Origin of the sequence: Ewingella sp. S1.OA.A_B6 (assembly GCF_049889095.1) — a bacterium.
GTDB lineage: Bacteria > Pseudomonadota > Gammaproteobacteria > Enterobacterales > Enterobacteriaceae > Ewingella.
Map to the genome: position 1 here is coordinate 121,293 of NZ_JBLJFK010000002.1, position 15,320 is coordinate 136,612.

The window sequence follows — 15,320 nt, forward strand, 5'->3', positions numbered from 1 at the left end:
GTCAAGACCAGCTAATTTGTTAGTCTGCTGTTTCCACAATAGGTAAGTGGGCGGTGATCAACAAACCGCCTTCAGCAGGCAGTGATGCTACGATGCCACCGCCGTGGGCCACACAAATGGCCTTGGCAATCGACAAACCCAGGCCGCTCCCGCCTGAATGTCGCGCACGGGATGACTCTTCGCGTGTAAAACGCTCAAACATTGTTGGCAGAAAATCCGCAGAGACACCCGGCCCGTTATCACGAAAGGAAATAGCGTACCCGCGGTGGGATGGCGTTACGTTGATAGTCAAATACCCCCCTTCGGTTGCATAACGCAGCGCGTTTTCCATGAGGATGGTAAATAACTGTCCAAGTCTAAAAACGTCTCCTTCATATAAGCTCGGGGACGCCGTGACTACCACAATTTTCATGCCACACGTTTCGGCCTGCGGTTTTAACCAGCCAGCACGCTCTTTCAACACATCAGTGAGGCTCATGTGGGTTTTGCTTAGGATAAGCTGGCCCGCGTCGGCCAGTGATAGCAGATGCAGATCATCAGTCAGCAGGCTGAGGAGCTGAAGCTGTTTCATGACCGTTTCCAGCTGTGTAGGCTCCAGCAGAAAAACACCGTCGAGCATGCCCTGCACACGGCCAATAGCGGCGGTTAGTGGAGAGCGGAGTTCATGCGCCATAGCGACATGTGAAGCATGCAGTTCCCGTTCATAGCGTTCCAGCTGACGTGTCATCGTGTTGAAATCGTCGGTAAACTGAGCCAGCTCAGCCGGTGCTTCTTTTATCCGAGCAGCGCGAACCGTAAACTCACCCCGTGACACCGCTCTCGCGGCGGTAGCCAGATTGATAAACTGTTCTGAAAGTGGTCGGGCAGCCCGGAGTCCCAAAATGACAATAAATGGAATGACCACCAGGACAAGCATGCCCACCATCAACCAATCGGCTGACATGATCGAGGGAACGGAGTACCAGATCCCCCAATGCTCATCCATAATTTGATGAAAGAGCAATGGATTACGTTCAGGGTTCTCGAACAATGGCAAAAAGACATTTTTACTCGCTTGCGACATGTGCGAGATGACCCAAAAATTCTGAATCCCAAAACGCAGCCACATACAGAAAGCAATGACAATCACAGAGCCAATTGCCAGCGTCAGAATACGCACGCAAATCCAGCGCCAAAGGGACTGGCTTTTAAAATTACTCATGGTTGCTTGAACCTGTACCCAACGCCACGAACATTAAATAATATGTTGCTGATCCCCGCCGACTCCAGTTTTTTTCGCAGATTATAAATGTGGGTATCGACCACCCGCTCAAGCGCCTCACTTTCAGGCAGGCACTCCTCCAACAGGTGCTGGCGTGACAGCGGCCGCGTCGGCGTACGCATAAGCGTGATAAGCAAGGTGAATTCAGTGGGCGTAAGGTCCGGCTTTGACACATGGCCTAATGCATCAGTAACGCTGACCGACATGGATTCTTCATCGATAGAAAGCCCTTCCCAGCGCAGCTGTTTTCTCAGAGTTTCATTGGGAGTAATGCGCCTTAATACCGCCTGTACGCGGGCGATGACCTCTCCCGGGTTGTAGGGTTTAACCACATAATCGTCGGCACCGTAGCGCAAGGCGCCAATTTTATCGTAGATATCCCCCATCGCAGTCACCATAATTACCGGTATGTCGCCAGCACGGCGGATAGCGGACAGCACTTCTGTGCCGTTCATCACGGGCAACATCACGTCAAGCAGGACAATATCGGGCTTCCAGCGCTTGAACATATCTAACCCTTTCAGTCCATCGCCAGCAACGGCAACCTCATAATTCTCACGACGAAGATAAGCCTCAAGCACATCGGCCGCATCCGCATCGTCTTCTATCACCAGCACGCGTTTAGCATTCATTTTAGTCACCTTGACAATTTCTTCATAAAGCCCTGACAGTTCGTTGACACAGCGTCTTCATAGTAGTGCCTTAAACACGGCCGTGTAGATTTAACAGGGTCAGGCAATAATACGGGGATGAGGTTGACGATGATAACCAGAAAATTGATGCTCCACATGTTTTGTATTGCGACTTCCGCTGCAGCGGCGCAAGCCTGTGCTGATAGCGCCAGCGCATCGCAGCAGAGCCTCATTATTGGTCTGGGAGCACAAAATGCCCCTCTCTACAGTGGTTCTGACAAACGACACACACAAGTGGTGCCGGTTATTCAGGCCCGTGACGGCGCCTTTTTCTTTGACTCCCTAAAAGGGATTGGGTACGACCTACAGAGTGACAATGGCCTTTATCTTGAGCATACCCTTGGTTATGGTCTTGGACGCTCAGACCGTGATTCCAAATGGCGAGACGGGTCTGATAAACTCAAAGGTATGGGTAATATTGACGCGACAGTCAACACGTCAATCTCGGCCGGGTGGATGGCCACCTCGTGGCTCTCGCTCGAAGAGCGGGCTACTCTGCCACTCAGCGACGGACAGGGTGTCCAATATCGAACCTCAGTCACGCTTATCCCGGTGCAAAATAACAATGATAACGTCGCACTTCAGATTTCGGCACTGTTTGGCGACGGGCGTTATATGAACACTTTTTATGGTGTCAATGAAGAACAGAGTACGCACTCTGGTTATGCACGTTACCGTGCCGCAGGCGGGTTTTACGGAATGGACAGTAACCTTATGTGGAGCCATCAGTTCACGCCACACTGGGGCTCTGCACTCAGCGTTGGTTACACCTGGCTCGATGATCATGCGGCAAACAGTCCGATTGTGTTTCAGCGAAATCAGACCACCGCAGCGGTCGCCGTAACTTATTCGTTCTGACCCCTTTGCTCTCCGATGCCTAAAGAGAGCGGAGTTCCGTGAATAAATGCGTACTGTTGCTATTTCTTATAGCGGGAAGCATAGGGCTTTTTTTGTCACTGACATTACTAAAAAATATTATGAGGTTAATTATTTTTATACTGTTTCCCTACGTTATATTAAATATTATTTTTTATCTTTTTTTCTATGACTGAGACTGTCTCTTTGCGGCTTTGTTGAATATCTCTTCAGAGAAATGATCATACGGGTTAGTGTGCAAGATGCGCCGCACGTTAAAGCGCGGTCAATCCTCACGCCGTTCAGCGTAATGCAGGAACTCTGCGTTTTGGCTAATCATGGTCAGCCTCCAGTATCTGCCTTACAAACGCTCTTCATTCTGATCTTCTCAGCCGGTATCCATGTGCCGGCTTTTTTTGGGTGTTCTGGAATATGAACCTGCCGGATGGCAGTAAATTTAGGCTGCACATATACTTGCCTCAAACCATTTTTAACTTCGGTGAGGCACAATATGTTATCAAACGTTCTCATAGTTTTCGTGGCGGCTATTCATATCTATATCCTCATCCTTGAAATGTTTCTATGGGATACCAGCACAGGTCGTAAAGCGTTTAATATAAACGCTGATTTCTCTCGGGCAACAAAGACATTGGCAGCAAATCAGGGCCTCTACAATGGCTTCCTGGCGGCAGGACTTCTTTACGGGTTGTGGTTAGGCGAAGGTGGTTTTCAGTTTAAGCTCTTCTTCCTGACGTGCGTGCTCATCGCTGGCATCTATGGTTCGATCAGCGCCAACAGAAAAATATTGTATGTTCAGGCACTGCCTGCATTGATAACCCTTACAGCACTGCTTTTTCTGTAATTGCTGTCATCAAAATTGTCATCAATGAGCTGGTTTATTCCACTCATAGGATGATGTTGCCATTCCAGCCACGGAAAACGGTGATCCCTTCGAAAACACCGTGTAGTTGTCAGTAGAATTCTTCAACCCTTCTTCATTCTGATCTTCTCAGCCGGTACCGGGGTGCCGGTTGTTTTGGGGATGTTTTTCCTCAATCCGATTTATTCAACCAAGCCGCATAAAGATTGCCCAGAATTTGCCGATAGATTGTTCAAAGGGAAATCCATCGACAGGAAGTTAATCGCGCTTAATCTCTTACACTGGGGAAATTTCACTTGCACATCCAGCCTAAACCAAAACGAAAAATGAGTACGCGCACGCTGATGCTCCTGACCGGAGCCCTGACCATCACCTTAGGTTTCACTATCACCATCGGCTTGCTGAGCTGGCAGTCGAGCCAGCACCAGCGCAGGGTTGCAGAAAACTATCTGGGCAAAATTGCCGAGACCAACGCGCTTAATGTGCAGAAGGATCTGGAGTATGCCCGCACGGTAGCCAAAGATCTGGGACAAAGCCTGATCGCCTTGCCCGCTGCCGGGATCACCGACCGAAAAGTCGCTGAAGAGTTGATGAAGTACTCGCTCAAGCAGAATCCGAATTACCTGTCGATGTCGGTGATTTTTGAGGAAAACGCTTTCGATGGCCGCGATGCTGAATTTGCTCAACGGCCGGACTCCACCCCCAAAGGCCGCTTTGCCCGCTTTGTCGACCGCGGAAGTGACGGCACCTTCACCCTGCATAACCTCGATTCCATTTTCAAACCAGGACAGGGCGACTACTACCTGATCCCGCAGAAGCTGCAAAAAGACGTGCTCACCGAGCCCTACAGCTACGCCTACAACGGCGTCGATACTCTGCTGACCTCCGTCGCCGCCGTGGTGATTGATGACAACCAGCTCAAAGCGGTGATCACCTCAGACATCTCCCTTGCATCGTTACAGAAAAGCGTTGGGGCAATCAGACCCTGGGAAGGCGTGGGCTACGCTCTGCTGCTGTCCAACACCGGCCGGGTGATCTCCAGCCCCGACCAAGCGATGGCGGGCAAACCTTACAAAGGCAATACCGACAAGTTTACTCAGCAAGTAGTGGAGCATTATGACAGCTCGCTGGGTGAGAACGTGCTGGAAACGTGGCGGCCGATCACCGTCGGCACCAGCACGATGCCCTGGTATCTGGGCGTGGTAACGCCGGTCAGTGTCGTGATGGCTGCGGCTAATCGGCAACTGATGCATGCGTTGATCATGATGCTGCTGAGCATTGTGATTGTCTGCACCGTGCTGGCTCTGATCTTCAACCGCAAGATTTCCAGACCGATCGGTGGTGAACCCTCTCAGGCAGCGGCCATCGCGCTGGGTGTGGCAGAAGGTAACTTATCCGCCGAAATACCCGTGGTGGCTAACGATCGTCAGAGTATTTTCTTTGCCATGCATACCATGCAACAACAACTGAGAACCATGGTGGGAGAGATTATCTCTGCCAGCGACTCGGTGCGGCAAGGTGCGGAAGAAATTGCCTCCGGCAACCTCGATCTGGCCTCGCGCACTGAACAGCAGGCCGCCGCGCTGGAACAGACCGCCGCCAGCATGGAACAACTGACTGCCACGGTGAAACACAACGCGGACAACGCCCATCAGGCCACGGCACTCACTGAAAATGCCACTGACATTGCGCAACGCGGGGAGCATTTGGTGCAGCAGGTGGTGCTAATTATGCAGCAGATAGATGACAGTTCACAGAAAATCGGCGCGATTACCAGCTTAATCAACGGCATTGCCTTCCAGACCAATATCCTGGCGCTGAATGCGGCGGTAGAAGCCGCTCGCGCCGGTGAACAGGGTCGCGGCTTCGCCGTCGTTGCTGCGGAGGTTCGCAGCCTGGCGCAGCGCAGCGCCAACGCGGCGAAAGATATCTCAGCCTTAATCAGTGAATCCACTGTGCGTGTCGATCAAGGCGTCTCGCTGGTTGAGGATGCAGGAAGAACCATGCAGGAGATGACTACCGCGGTGAATTCGGTGAAAACCATCATTGGTGAAATCGTTCATGCTTCAGATGAGCAGTCACAGGGCATTGGTCAGGTAACGGTCGCTGTCAACCAGATGGACGGTGCCACCCAGCAAAACTCGGCGCTGGTACAGCAGATGTCCGCCGCCGCCGCATCACTGGAGGATCAGGCACAGCAGTTGGCCCAGACGGTGCAAATCTTCCGCCTGGGCAGCCACGTAAAATAAGGTGTTCCCTTACAGTAAAACAGGTTAGCCGCAGGGATGCGGCATTCAAACTATCTGAGTTAATTCCATGACTTGAGATTACGCACGCTAACCTCGAGTGGGTGTCAACAACGGATTACGGGGGAGTTCGGCGCCCCCCTTTCGATGTGTCCGGCGTGGCGTATCTGGTTCAGGGATTGGACTCCTTCAACTCAAGGCATTATCTGGAATCTACCCGGCGAACGCTGGAAACGATGGTTCGTGATGGCCTGCTAGAAAAATCACCAACTATGAGCAACGTCAGGACACTACGCAATCCGGCAGCGGTAAAGGCGTGTGGTGTAATGTCTCGCGGGATGGCTTGCCTGGAACATGTTCCGGAATACGAGATGACGGCGGCATCAGACTAAAGCAGGTAAGGCGTGCGATAAGGATATTTATAGCGCCTGAAAGCGTCAGGGAGATAATCATCAACTGGTGAAGAAAATGCTGGCTTCATAGCCAGCTTTCACGTTAGAGATCTGGGATAAACCCCGCTTCACGCAGAGTTTTGATCACCCCGCGAGAGTCGTATGGTTGCCCTCTATCCTTGCAGATCCGAGGCTTTCCAGCATATGAAAAACATCTTTTAACTGTACGAAAAGTATTGGGTGAACATCCGTTTCTAGCCTCAAATGTCTGAGTAGCTCCAACTCAGTGAGCACATCAACTAACGGAGAGTCGAAATCCGGATTTAGAAGCCCAAGTTCAAAGTGGTTAAATTCAGCCATGGTGGTTAGTTATCTTAATTGGTTGCATAGTGATATCTCGAAATTACCATAAAAAAACCATTATAATCTATATGTTACATGGTGGTATTTTTAAAATTAACTCAAAAATGAGTAAACCAACAAATCAAATGTAAGTGGACAACAACTCAAATTCGCCACTTACTACGGCATTGATCACTGATGCCAATCATGACCCACAACCCGTTTTTTATCGCATAAGTCTGGGCTTCTTCCACTGGAAGATCGGTGCTGTCATTCGTTACCGCTGACTGGTAATGCCCTATTTCTTCTTTGGCTTCTTTTTCGACTTCTTTCGCATAGTCCCGGACGGTTATCTCAAGCTGGTGGTGTAAGGTCAGGGATGCAGAATCAAAGAGTTCCGATAATTCCAGCAAATCCATATATCCCCCCCGCTAGTTTGTTGATAATCCACTTACTTGCCCTGGATGAGTCATCGTCATTAATGAGTCAAAGGCGCTTGTGCCGGATGGGGCTTTCGTTGCTTCTCGCGTCTGATATTTAGTCACATGTTCACCAATTTTTTTACCATCCAAGATGCTTTGAACCGTGATATTCATCGTTATAGGTTGCTTCGGTGGGACTGCTGGGAATTGTGATGCTTTAGATACACCAGGCTTTGCCGGTATGCCGTTTAAATCCCATACTCGCGATCCGACATAAGGCTGACCAGGGTGACTAATTGCCCAATTCCTCTTTGCCAAACGGTCACGCTCCGCCATCTCTTGGGTTTGCGTGGGTAACTGGTCGTAGGGTGTGCCATTTTTGGCCGCCATAAATCTGCGATATATTTCTACGCCTAACTCAGTACCAATGGCTGCGGCGGCTAGAGCCACTACGTTTGGCATGTCTCCTATCGCTTTCGAGAGCAGAGGGATCCCACCTTTGCCACCCAAAAACTTTATTGGCCCTATCAGCGCACCGGCTGCATGTTTCAATATCCACATACCGCCACTCATACCAGCCAAGGCAGTAATTACCATCACCCCATCCATAGCGTATCTCGCCATATTGGGATGCGAACCTACCGCCCGCGTCAGGACGTTGATCCCTTTCGTCACATTATCTATTCCACGGGTAAAGCTCTCCATCACGCCGCCTTTTTGCGCTAAGGCAATCTGCAGGTCTTCAAAGGACTTCGCCATTGCCTCCCTAGCCATCAGTACGTGGTTATTGGGGTCGTTAAGGATAGGCATCGTTCCCCGTGAAATATCATAGGAACCCAGCGACTGCTCAATGGTGCCCATCTGCGCCATGATCCGGTTATAAATTTTCGCGCCGCCACGGCCAAATAGGATGGAGTTATCATGTTCAATATCTACGGAATTGGTGATGCCGTGTGCTTTGTATATTTGCATCATCTTTTTTATGTAGCCGGGTAGGTTCGTTGCTTGCAGGTTGGTAAGACTTCGGAATTGCTCTATGCCTGTACCGTCAGCGATACCCAACCTTGCCATTTCCCTGCGGAGATTTTTTGGCACCAAAGACATATTGCCACTGATACGGTTATAAGCGGTCAGCATACCGTTAGCCGTTACATCACCGCCCATTTCACCGATTATCGGCTCAAGCGCCCCCATTATTGCCCGGATACTTTGGTGGTTTGTCGCTGTACTGCCGTGGGCTACAAATAATTTAAGCGCCCGAGGATCCACCATCCCCCCGCTCGATTGTGACGCTTTAAAAACACCATCAACGATACTGGAAGCTTTCGCGGTATCGCTCAGTCCGCCCATGATTTCTACAATTTTGTTGAGGTTTCGCATATTACCGCCTGCGGCGGCCTGAGATTGTCCGCTTAAAGCCTGAGAAGCAACCTCATATTTTGCTAGAATTGGCATCATGATCTCTGCCGCTTCCATGGCCTTCTTACCGCCCATACCTGACTCCCGGAATGAGCCTTGTGCGTCGGTAAATATACGCAACCGGTCGAGTCTGGACGTGTTCATGACGCTATGGGAATCCGTAAACGCCTTGGCTTCGTTAATTTGAGCCGTATTGAGTCCCATCTGGCGCAAACGTGCTAACTCTCGCTCGTAGGAAATGCCTTTTTCTGTGATGGAGTTAAAAAGCTCATATCCCACATATGCCGTGGCCAGGTTGGTCATGCCATTCATGTGGCCGCCGTTGCTTGGTCGAGGATTGCCAGTGCCACCGCCTGCGGCCGCTGATCCAGTAACAGCTCCAAGCGCAAGGTAAGGCATCGCGTTTGCTGCCTGGGAGGGTAACCGGTATGCTTTATTCGCAATCGCAATGTCCGCCGTCTCATTCTGGAATCGGTCGCGTGTCGCGTTGAACATATCGATCCATTTCTTGGCGAGAGTCTTACCGGCGGCCTTGTTTGGATCGTGCGATTCAGCCTGCTGGCGCGTGATTTTGACGCCGAATTCTTTTAAGACGGCATCGACTACCTGAGAGGGGGGATCGAAGCATGCAAGCGATTGAACGATGAAGGCTTTCACTTCTGATTTCAGTGATGCCATGTTTCACCATCCGTCTAATTCTGTCTAATTTTTAAGCCAATTTGAGCAGGCACGTCCCGCATGCTCTGGCAATATTAAGGTGAGCCACCTCCGCTGGCCGGTTTGCAGCATCAACCAGCTCTTGCACTTCAACGCTGGCACCGTATCTGCGCACCACGCCAACGAACTCTTCGACGTCGTGGCCACGCAATTTAAGTACCGGTTTTCCGGTATCGCGGTTGAATTTTGGAGCGCCGAATTCATCAGTAGCCTGGGCGATGTGATAAAGCTCATGTTCAACCAGCGCGCAGAACTCCAGATCGGTGCACAGCGCGCAGAAGTCAGCAGCCAGGGTGATGATGAACGTTGGCACTTCACCGAACCATTCATGCATCTGCTGTTCCATGCGGGTCTTCTGCCAACCTCCTGCCCTCATTGCGACTTGTTCAGCCTGTCCGAGAACCGTCCGACCAGTTTTAGCAAAGGCGTTTGCAGCCCACATAAAACGGATGTCGGCATCTACTAGGTGAACATGGTCGGGGTTATGGAGATCACCGTCTTCAGCGATTATTTGCTGAATTGCCCAATCCATGATTTCAGGCGCATGGATAAGGCGATTGTACGAGCGAAACTCATCAATTAAGGAAAGTGGAGGTATTGGTTTTTGCGTGTCATTTGAGAGAGTTGGCATTCGGTTGCTCCCTTATCTGCAGGCAATAAAAAACCGCCCGGAGGCGGTTTAGTTCTCATTCGTTTTTCGCTTGGTTTTCACAAGCTCATCAGCAGGGGTTCCCTGTAAACGCGGCACGCCTCCAGAACTGTAAAAACAGGTCTTTTGACAAAATTCATTTGAGTTAATATCCCACAAAGTTTATTGCCCATATATGAACCCTCCTTGCAGATAAAATCTGCGGACAAACCAATTAATTCCGCGACAAAGAAAAGACGTAACGAGGTTAAGCCATCGAGAATCCCTAACATGCCTGTCATCATCAGTCTCAGGAGGCAACCGCTGAGAGACGCTACGCGTTTCGACTAATTCAGTTTAACCCCAACCCATGTAGCCTTACCAATTAAGTTAGCCTATCGCTCACAGATTCGGATTGAGTAATCGTCTGACTTAGCATTTCCTTCGCGCCCTTTGGGTGATGTTGCGTCAAGATGCAATTTCACGGACAGACATCAAGCCAACTCGGTATGCCGATTCGATGGCCTCCCAGTCTGGTTTGGTCATTTTTAATATTCCCAATCAAGTTTATAAAGATAATGCCGATGTATTCTTGAAATTCTCTTCGCTCATGGTGACTATGAACACACGAACTACAGCCAATGCACTTGTGCTTATCCTCTTAGGTCTCTCTTACTCCGCTCAGGCTAATAGCGATCTATGCTCAACAGTTACGTTTGAAGCCTTTGGGGAACCTAAGCAGACAGTCAGAGATTGTGCTGACCCCTATGAATCCTTTTGGGTAGCAGTGACGATTGATGGTAAGCGCTTTATGACCCAGGGATTAGGCTTGGTCGTGCCGCAAACGCCATCTCGCCAGAGGGGTGAAGAGATGCAATTCTTAACAATTCAGGTCACTAAGAATAATAATGAATATACTGTTCGCTTCCTGCGGGCGATCAATGGTCAATCAATTTACTGGTCTGGTATCATGTTGCCGGGTCATCAACAAGACGTAACCATCAAAGGGCATAAGGTTAACATCCGCTTTGAGCGTCAAAAAAACTGATATTCATCATTGGTGCTCGCGACAGAACATTTCTTGCTTGTCGGTGAGTGCCATTTAAACCTCTGAGGGAAAACTGTATGAGTCAAATACTAATTGGGGACATTCATTCAGCGCTGAAGAATTTCGGCACTTATCTTGATAATGAAATTGAACACTTCAAAAATGGGATGGTGGAATACTGGGAAGCAAAAGGTTCTCTTAAAAGTTGCTTAGATATATACATCAATGAGGACAACTCACTTTATTTTTCGATTCCAAAATTGAAGTTCTCTTGCCATACAAGGGACAGATTTGTTTTTTTTGGTAAAACCCTAATCGCTGAGATTGAGTTTTTCTTTACGGAAAAAAATAAGGATATTGTCGTCCTTCGCTGTTTCATTACTTCAACTGGGATTTTGACTTTTGATGCCCCGGACTCTGAAGAGGGTCATGATGCATCCTATGATCAAAACCTTGAGCTTAAGGTCGTGAACAAGTTGATCTCATCTGCCTCAGCGTCAGGTTTGATTTCAGTTAACGCCTAAAAAATAAAGCATTTAAGCAAGCTAGTGACTTTATATGGCTGCCACTAAAAAGCAGTCCTATACCAAGCTTGCCAGCGGTAGATATTCAAGCGAAGTTCTCGCAAACATTCTGCAGTTTCCTTGTCTGCCTGTAAGTCTTCGTCACTATCCTTCCCGGCGTCACTTCCCTTGCACGGTGGCGTCATCAAATCCTGTGATATTGTTGGCAGCGTCGATTGACTGCTGACGCAACCGGATAGCAGTAGCATCAAAATCACACTTGATATGATTCGGGTCTTGGACATATTTCACCACTTCGCGGGTAATTGTTTTGTAGATGACCTTTCCATCGTCTTTGGCCTTTGCTGCCTTCTGCTCTATAGGCTCAAGCTTCGCCTCGGCTTTCTTCTGCTTCTTGGCGGCCGCTGCGTTCATTTGGTCAGAGTGGGCATACCAGCCATTTCGGTACCGGATTTCTCCACAACGTTTCCCGCATAGAGCTGTTCAGCCGCGGCGACGTTGGTGGCTGGCATCACTGGGGCAACGAAAATCCGTTCAACGATATCGAGCTGGTCCCTGCAAATTTCACCACCATTCCACCAGCGCGCAACTCACGCGTAAAAGCTCAGGTCGGTCATTACCTGCCTGTTCTTGCTGGCGCGTTACAACAAAACCAGCCGCATAAACGAGATGAAGGAGCCGCCATGTGAATGAGTTGGAACGAAACGCCCTGCGCTCCGCTGCGCGAAGATGCAGCGACGAGTTGCACCAGGCCGTACAGGCCAATCCCAAAACCCCATTCGATAAACTTTCCGGCCCGATAATCAAACGCCACTATCAGCCCATTAAGCCGATCTACCGATTGGTTGATTTTCTGTGGACGATTGGCGTGCTCAACGGCCAATTTGAAGAGAGGTAAGTATGGCAGATATACGCATGGACGATGTGCTATTCAACCTGTCTGAAGCTTCAGGTTTTCTCAAGAAATCACCCCGTACTGTTCGCCAGTTAATTAAGGCTGGAAAGCTCATTGCCGGGAAATCCGGAACTAACGGAGGCGGTCGATTCGAAATCCTGAAGTCAGCATGTCTTGAATATATCCACAATCAGCAACACAATCAGGCCGTGAATGCAGGAGTCGGCCATACAGAGAGGAATACTGCATGGGGCTCAAACAAAGGTACGGCAACTGGTACTGTGATTTCGTTCGCCCGGACGGCGAAAGAGTTAGACGCGGCCTTGGAACGTCAGACAAGAAGCAAGCGCAGGAGCTATTCGATCAGCTAAAGGCAGAGGCGTGGCGCGTAGATAAGCTCGGTGAGATAGCCGAGCATACTTTCGACGAAACATGTCTGCGCTGGCTGAATGAAAAGGAGCATAAGCGATCACTGGACGATGACCGCACGAAGATTGAATTTTTCTTGGGTCATTTCTCCGGCAAGCCGCTATCCAGCATCACTGAGGATAAGGTGATGAAAGCGGTGGCACGGATGCCTAACAGGAAGCACAGGCAGATATGGGAGTCGCGCAGGGATGCAGCAGAGCGAAAAGGTAAGCCTGTCCCAGAGTACAAAGAGAAGCTGATATCGGCGGCCACGCGCAGCCAATACCTCTCATTTATTCGCGGACTATTCCGGATCGCCGCCGATGAGTGGAAATGGCTAAGCAAGGCTCCAGTCATCAAGACCAGAAAGCCTATCTCGCGCAGAGTGAAGTGGCTCACACGCGAAGAGGCATTAGCGCTCATCGAATGTATGCCTGATGGCTTCAAGCCGATTGTTATATTCGCGCTGGCCACCGGGCTACGCCGGTCTAACATTTTGGATTTGGAATGGTCGCAGATTGATATGCAAAGGAAGGTTGCATGGATACATCCAGAGAACGCCAAAGCGGGCAAGGCTATCGGCGTGGCACTGAATGATACCGCATGCAAAGTTCTGAAAGAGCAGATTGGTCGTCACCACCGGTTTGTGTTTGTTCACAATTCAGCATGGCACCGCGCTGACGGGACAAAGACGGCAGAAGTGAGAAAGATGCGCGTTGATGATAACACGGCTTGGAGGACTGGATTAAAGCGGGCAGGAATTACAGATTTCCGGTTCCATGACCTGAGACACACCTGGGCGAGTTGGTTAGTTCAGGCCGGGGTTCCACTTTCTGCTTTGCAGGAAATGGGTGGATGGGAATCTATCGAAATGGTACGCAGGTATGCACACCTGTCACCAAATCACCTGACCGAGCACGCACGCAAAATCGATGACGTTATGGCGACTCATGTCACTAATCTGGCACTTTTGGATTTTGATGGTGAATCTAAGAAGGCGTAACTGATTGATTTTAAATGGTACGCCCTACAGGATTCGAACCTGTGACCTACGGCTTAGAAGGCCGTTGCTCTATCCAACTGAGCTAAGGGCGCATTGCAGTCCCGTTAGGGAGCGTTGCGGACTCGGATTATACGGGCAGACCGCAGTGAGTCAATGGCTTTTGAACTCACTGCTTAATGACTGAACAATTTGCTCTTATTCTCTGCTCTGCGCGCTTTTACCGTGAGTCCGCGAAAATCTATCTCTCTGAATTGATGACCGTCGTCATAGCGCCATTCCAGCAAGCTTCTGCGCCACCCTGCTGCTATTTTATTGACCAAGACAATTCAGCGCCTGACAGCGCGCGCCGCATCTGCCAAAATAGCCCATCCCCTGCATTTTTTAATTGATGGATTTACGCCCCGATGTCAGCGAAGATTATTGACGGTAAAACGATTGCGCAGCAGGTCAGAAATGAAGTTGCGGAAAAAGTGAAACAAAGACTGGCTGACGGTAAACGTGCGCCGGGCTTAGCTGTGGTCCTGGTCGGAGAGAACCCGGCGTCGCAGATTTACGTCGCCAGCAAGCGCCGATCCTGCGAAGAAGTGGGTTTTCTATCACGCTCTTATGATTTACCCGTCAGCACTTCCGAAGGCGAGTTGCTTAAGCTCATTGATGAGCTAAACAACGACGACGCCATCGACGGCATTTTGGTTCAGTTGCCGCTGCCTGCGGGCATCGATAACATCAAGGTTCTGGAACGTATTCACCCAGACAAAGACGTTGACGGCTTCCACCCTTATAATGTCGGCCGCCTGTGTCAGCGTGCGCCGACTCTGCGCCCTTGCACTCCGCGCGGCATTGTGACTCTGTTGGAACGTTATGGCATCGATACCTTCGGGCTGAATGCCGTGGTGATTGGCGCATCCAATATCGTGGGCCGCCCGATGAGCATGGAGCTGCTGCTGGCCGGTTGTACCACCACCGTCACGCACCGCTTTACCAAAAATCTGCGTCACCATGTCGAAAACGCCGATCTGGTGGTGGTTGCCGTCGGTAAACCGGGGTTTATTCCCGGCGAATGGATTAAACCGGGCGCAATCGTAGTGGATGTCGGTATAAACCGTCTGGAAAGTGGTAAAGTTGTCGGCGATGTGGAATTTGATGCCGCCGCTGAGCGCGCTTCATTTATTACACCGGTGCCGGGCGGCGTAGGCCCGATGACGGTCGCGACGCTGATTCAAAATACCTTGCAGGCTTGCGAGGAATATCACGACATCAGCGCCAACTAAAAGTCAGTAACAAATAAGTCAGGAAACCATGGAAACTTTTTTTCTCGAAAAACACCCGCACGTTGAACTGTGCGACCTGCTCAAATTTATGGGCTGGTGTGAAAGCGGCGCAGCGGCTAAAGCCGTGATTGCTGAAGGTCAGGTGAAGGTCAACGGGCAGGTAGAAACCCGCAAACGTTGTAAAATCCTTGCCGATCAGCAAGTTGAGTTCGCCAGCAGCAAGCTGGTCGTCAAAGCCTCAGCCGAATAAGCCTTCGGTTCTGAGCATAAAAAAACGCGGAGGGGATAACCCGACCGCGTTTTTTTTATGCCGTTTT

14 protein-coding genes, 1 tRNA gene and 3 pseudogenes are annotated in these 15,320 nt (G+C 50.1%); 10 read left to right on the plus strand and 8 right to left on the minus strand.

Features of this window, described 5'->3' with window-relative positions:
• Positions 1-19: 19 nt before the first annotated feature.
• Both ACMV8I_RS08765 and ACMV8I_RS08770 read right to left on the minus strand, forming a co-directional pair.
• Positions 20-1,201: a sensor histidine kinase gene (locus ACMV8I_RS08765; RefSeq protein ID WP_498864851.1), complete on the minus strand. Its 1,182-nt coding sequence runs from the start codon at positions 1,199-1,201 to the stop codon at positions 20-22.
• Positions 1,198-1,893 carry a response regulator gene (locus ACMV8I_RS08770; RefSeq protein WP_498864852.1) on the minus strand — a complete coding sequence of 232 codons (696 nt, stop codon included), beginning with the start codon at positions 1,891-1,893 and terminating at the stop codon, positions 1,198-1,200. Before ACMV8I_RS08770 ends, ACMV8I_RS08765 begins: the two co-directional genes overlap by 4 nt.
• A gap of 129 nt (positions 1,894-2,022) precedes the next feature.
• On the opposite strand from ACMV8I_RS08770, the gene ACMV8I_RS08775 reads away from it, so the two are divergent.
• The 4 genes and pseudogenes from ACMV8I_RS08775 (at position 2,023) to ACMV8I_RS08790 (ending at position 6,397) form a co-directional block, all read left to right on the plus strand.
• The gene (locus ACMV8I_RS08775) at positions 2,023-2,811 is read left to right on the plus strand and encodes a MipA/OmpV family protein (RefSeq protein WP_498864853.1); all 789 of its coding nucleotides are present in this window, start codon (positions 2,023-2,025) and stop codon (positions 2,809-2,811) included.
• Between the two features lie 508 nt (positions 2,812-3,319).
• Positions 3,320-3,670, plus strand: a complete 351-nt coding sequence (locus tag ACMV8I_RS08780; RefSeq protein WP_498864854.1) for a DUF1304 domain-containing protein — start codon at positions 3,320-3,322, stop codon at positions 3,668-3,670.
• Between the two features lie 344 nt (positions 3,671-4,014).
• Complete coding sequence (locus ACMV8I_RS08785; protein ID WP_498864855.1) at positions 4,015-5,937, plus strand: methyl-accepting chemotaxis protein; 1,923 nt, start codon at positions 4,015-4,017, stop codon at positions 5,935-5,937.
• Positions 5,938-6,014: 77 nt separating this feature from the next.
• Positions 6,015-6,397: pseudogene (locus tag ACMV8I_RS08790) on the plus strand (hypothetical protein).
• Positions 6,398-6,476: 79 nt separating this feature from the next.
• Here ACMV8I_RS08790 and ACMV8I_RS08795 read toward each other — a convergent pair.
• The 4 genes and pseudogenes from ACMV8I_RS08795 to ACMV8I_RS08810 all read right to left on the minus strand — a co-directional run.
• Positions 6,477-6,686, minus strand: a pseudogene (locus ACMV8I_RS08795) (Fic family protein); the annotation flags it as partial.
• 146 nt (positions 6,687-6,832) lie between these two features.
• Positions 6,833-7,087, minus strand: a complete 255-nt coding sequence (locus ACMV8I_RS08800; RefSeq protein WP_498864856.1) for a hypothetical protein — start codon at positions 7,085-7,087, stop codon at positions 6,833-6,835.
• A 1,842-nt stretch (positions 7,088-8,929) separates the two neighbouring features.
• Positions 8,930-9,187: pseudogene (locus ACMV8I_RS08805) on the minus strand (DUF2280 domain-containing protein); the annotation flags it as partial.
• Positions 9,188-9,218: 31 nt separating this feature from the next.
• Complete coding sequence (locus tag ACMV8I_RS08810) at positions 9,219-9,857, minus strand: putative metallopeptidase (protein WP_498864857.1); 639 nt, start codon at positions 9,855-9,857, stop codon at positions 9,219-9,221.
• 517 nt (positions 9,858-10,374) lie between these two features.
• On the opposite strand from ACMV8I_RS08810, the gene ACMV8I_RS08815 reads away from it, so the two are divergent.
• Together ACMV8I_RS08815 and ACMV8I_RS08820 are read left to right on the plus strand one after the other, a co-directional pair.
• A complete protein-coding gene (locus ACMV8I_RS08815; protein ID WP_498865036.1) occupies positions 10,375-10,902 on the plus strand; it encodes a hypothetical protein in 528 nt (175 codons plus the stop codon).
• 77 nt (positions 10,903-10,979) lie between these two features.
• Complete coding sequence (locus tag ACMV8I_RS08820) at positions 10,980-11,426, plus strand: hypothetical protein (RefSeq protein WP_498864858.1); 447 nt, start codon at positions 10,980-10,982, stop codon at positions 11,424-11,426.
• Between the two features lie 159 nt (positions 11,427-11,585).
• Here the strand turns inward: ACMV8I_RS08820 and ACMV8I_RS08825 are convergent, their stop codons facing one another.
• Positions 11,586-11,840, minus strand: coding sequence for a hypothetical protein (locus ACMV8I_RS08825; RefSeq protein WP_498864859.1), 255 nt, complete (start codon positions 11,838-11,840; stop codon positions 11,586-11,588).
• A 271-nt stretch (positions 11,841-12,111) separates the two neighbouring features.
• Here ACMV8I_RS08825 and ACMV8I_RS08830 point away from each other — a divergent pair, with 271 nt between their 5' ends.
• Both ACMV8I_RS08830 and ACMV8I_RS08835 read left to right on the plus strand, forming a co-directional pair.
• Entirely contained in the window at positions 12,112-12,324 is a 213-nt protein-coding gene (locus ACMV8I_RS08830; RefSeq protein WP_498864860.1) for a hypothetical protein, read from the plus strand.
• 244 nt (positions 12,325-12,568) lie between these two features.
• Positions 12,569-13,732 (plus strand): tyrosine-type recombinase/integrase, encoded by a 1,164-nt coding sequence (locus ACMV8I_RS08835; protein WP_498864861.1) that lies wholly within the window; start codon positions 12,569-12,571, stop codon positions 13,730-13,732.
• Positions 13,733-13,747: 15 nt separating this feature from the next.
• On the opposite strand, the gene ACMV8I_RS08840 is transcribed toward ACMV8I_RS08835, so the two are convergent.
• Positions 13,748-13,824: transfer RNA gene (locus tag ACMV8I_RS08840), tRNA-Arg, on the minus strand.
• A gap of 312 nt (positions 13,825-14,136) precedes the next feature.
• Between ACMV8I_RS08840 and folD the strand changes: the two genes are divergently transcribed.
• Positions 14,137-15,003, plus strand: a complete 867-nt coding sequence (gene folD, locus ACMV8I_RS08845; protein ID WP_498864862.1) for a bifunctional methylenetetrahydrofolate dehydrogenase/methenyltetrahydrofolate cyclohydrolase FolD — start codon at positions 14,137-14,139, stop codon at positions 15,001-15,003.
• 28 nt (positions 15,004-15,031) lie between these two features.
• Positions 15,032-15,253: a ribosome-associated protein YbcJ gene (gene ybcJ, locus ACMV8I_RS08850; RefSeq protein ID WP_140470623.1), complete on the plus strand. Its 222-nt coding sequence runs from the start codon at positions 15,032-15,034 to the stop codon at positions 15,251-15,253.
• The last annotated feature ends 67 nt before the right edge of the window (positions 15,254-15,320 follow it).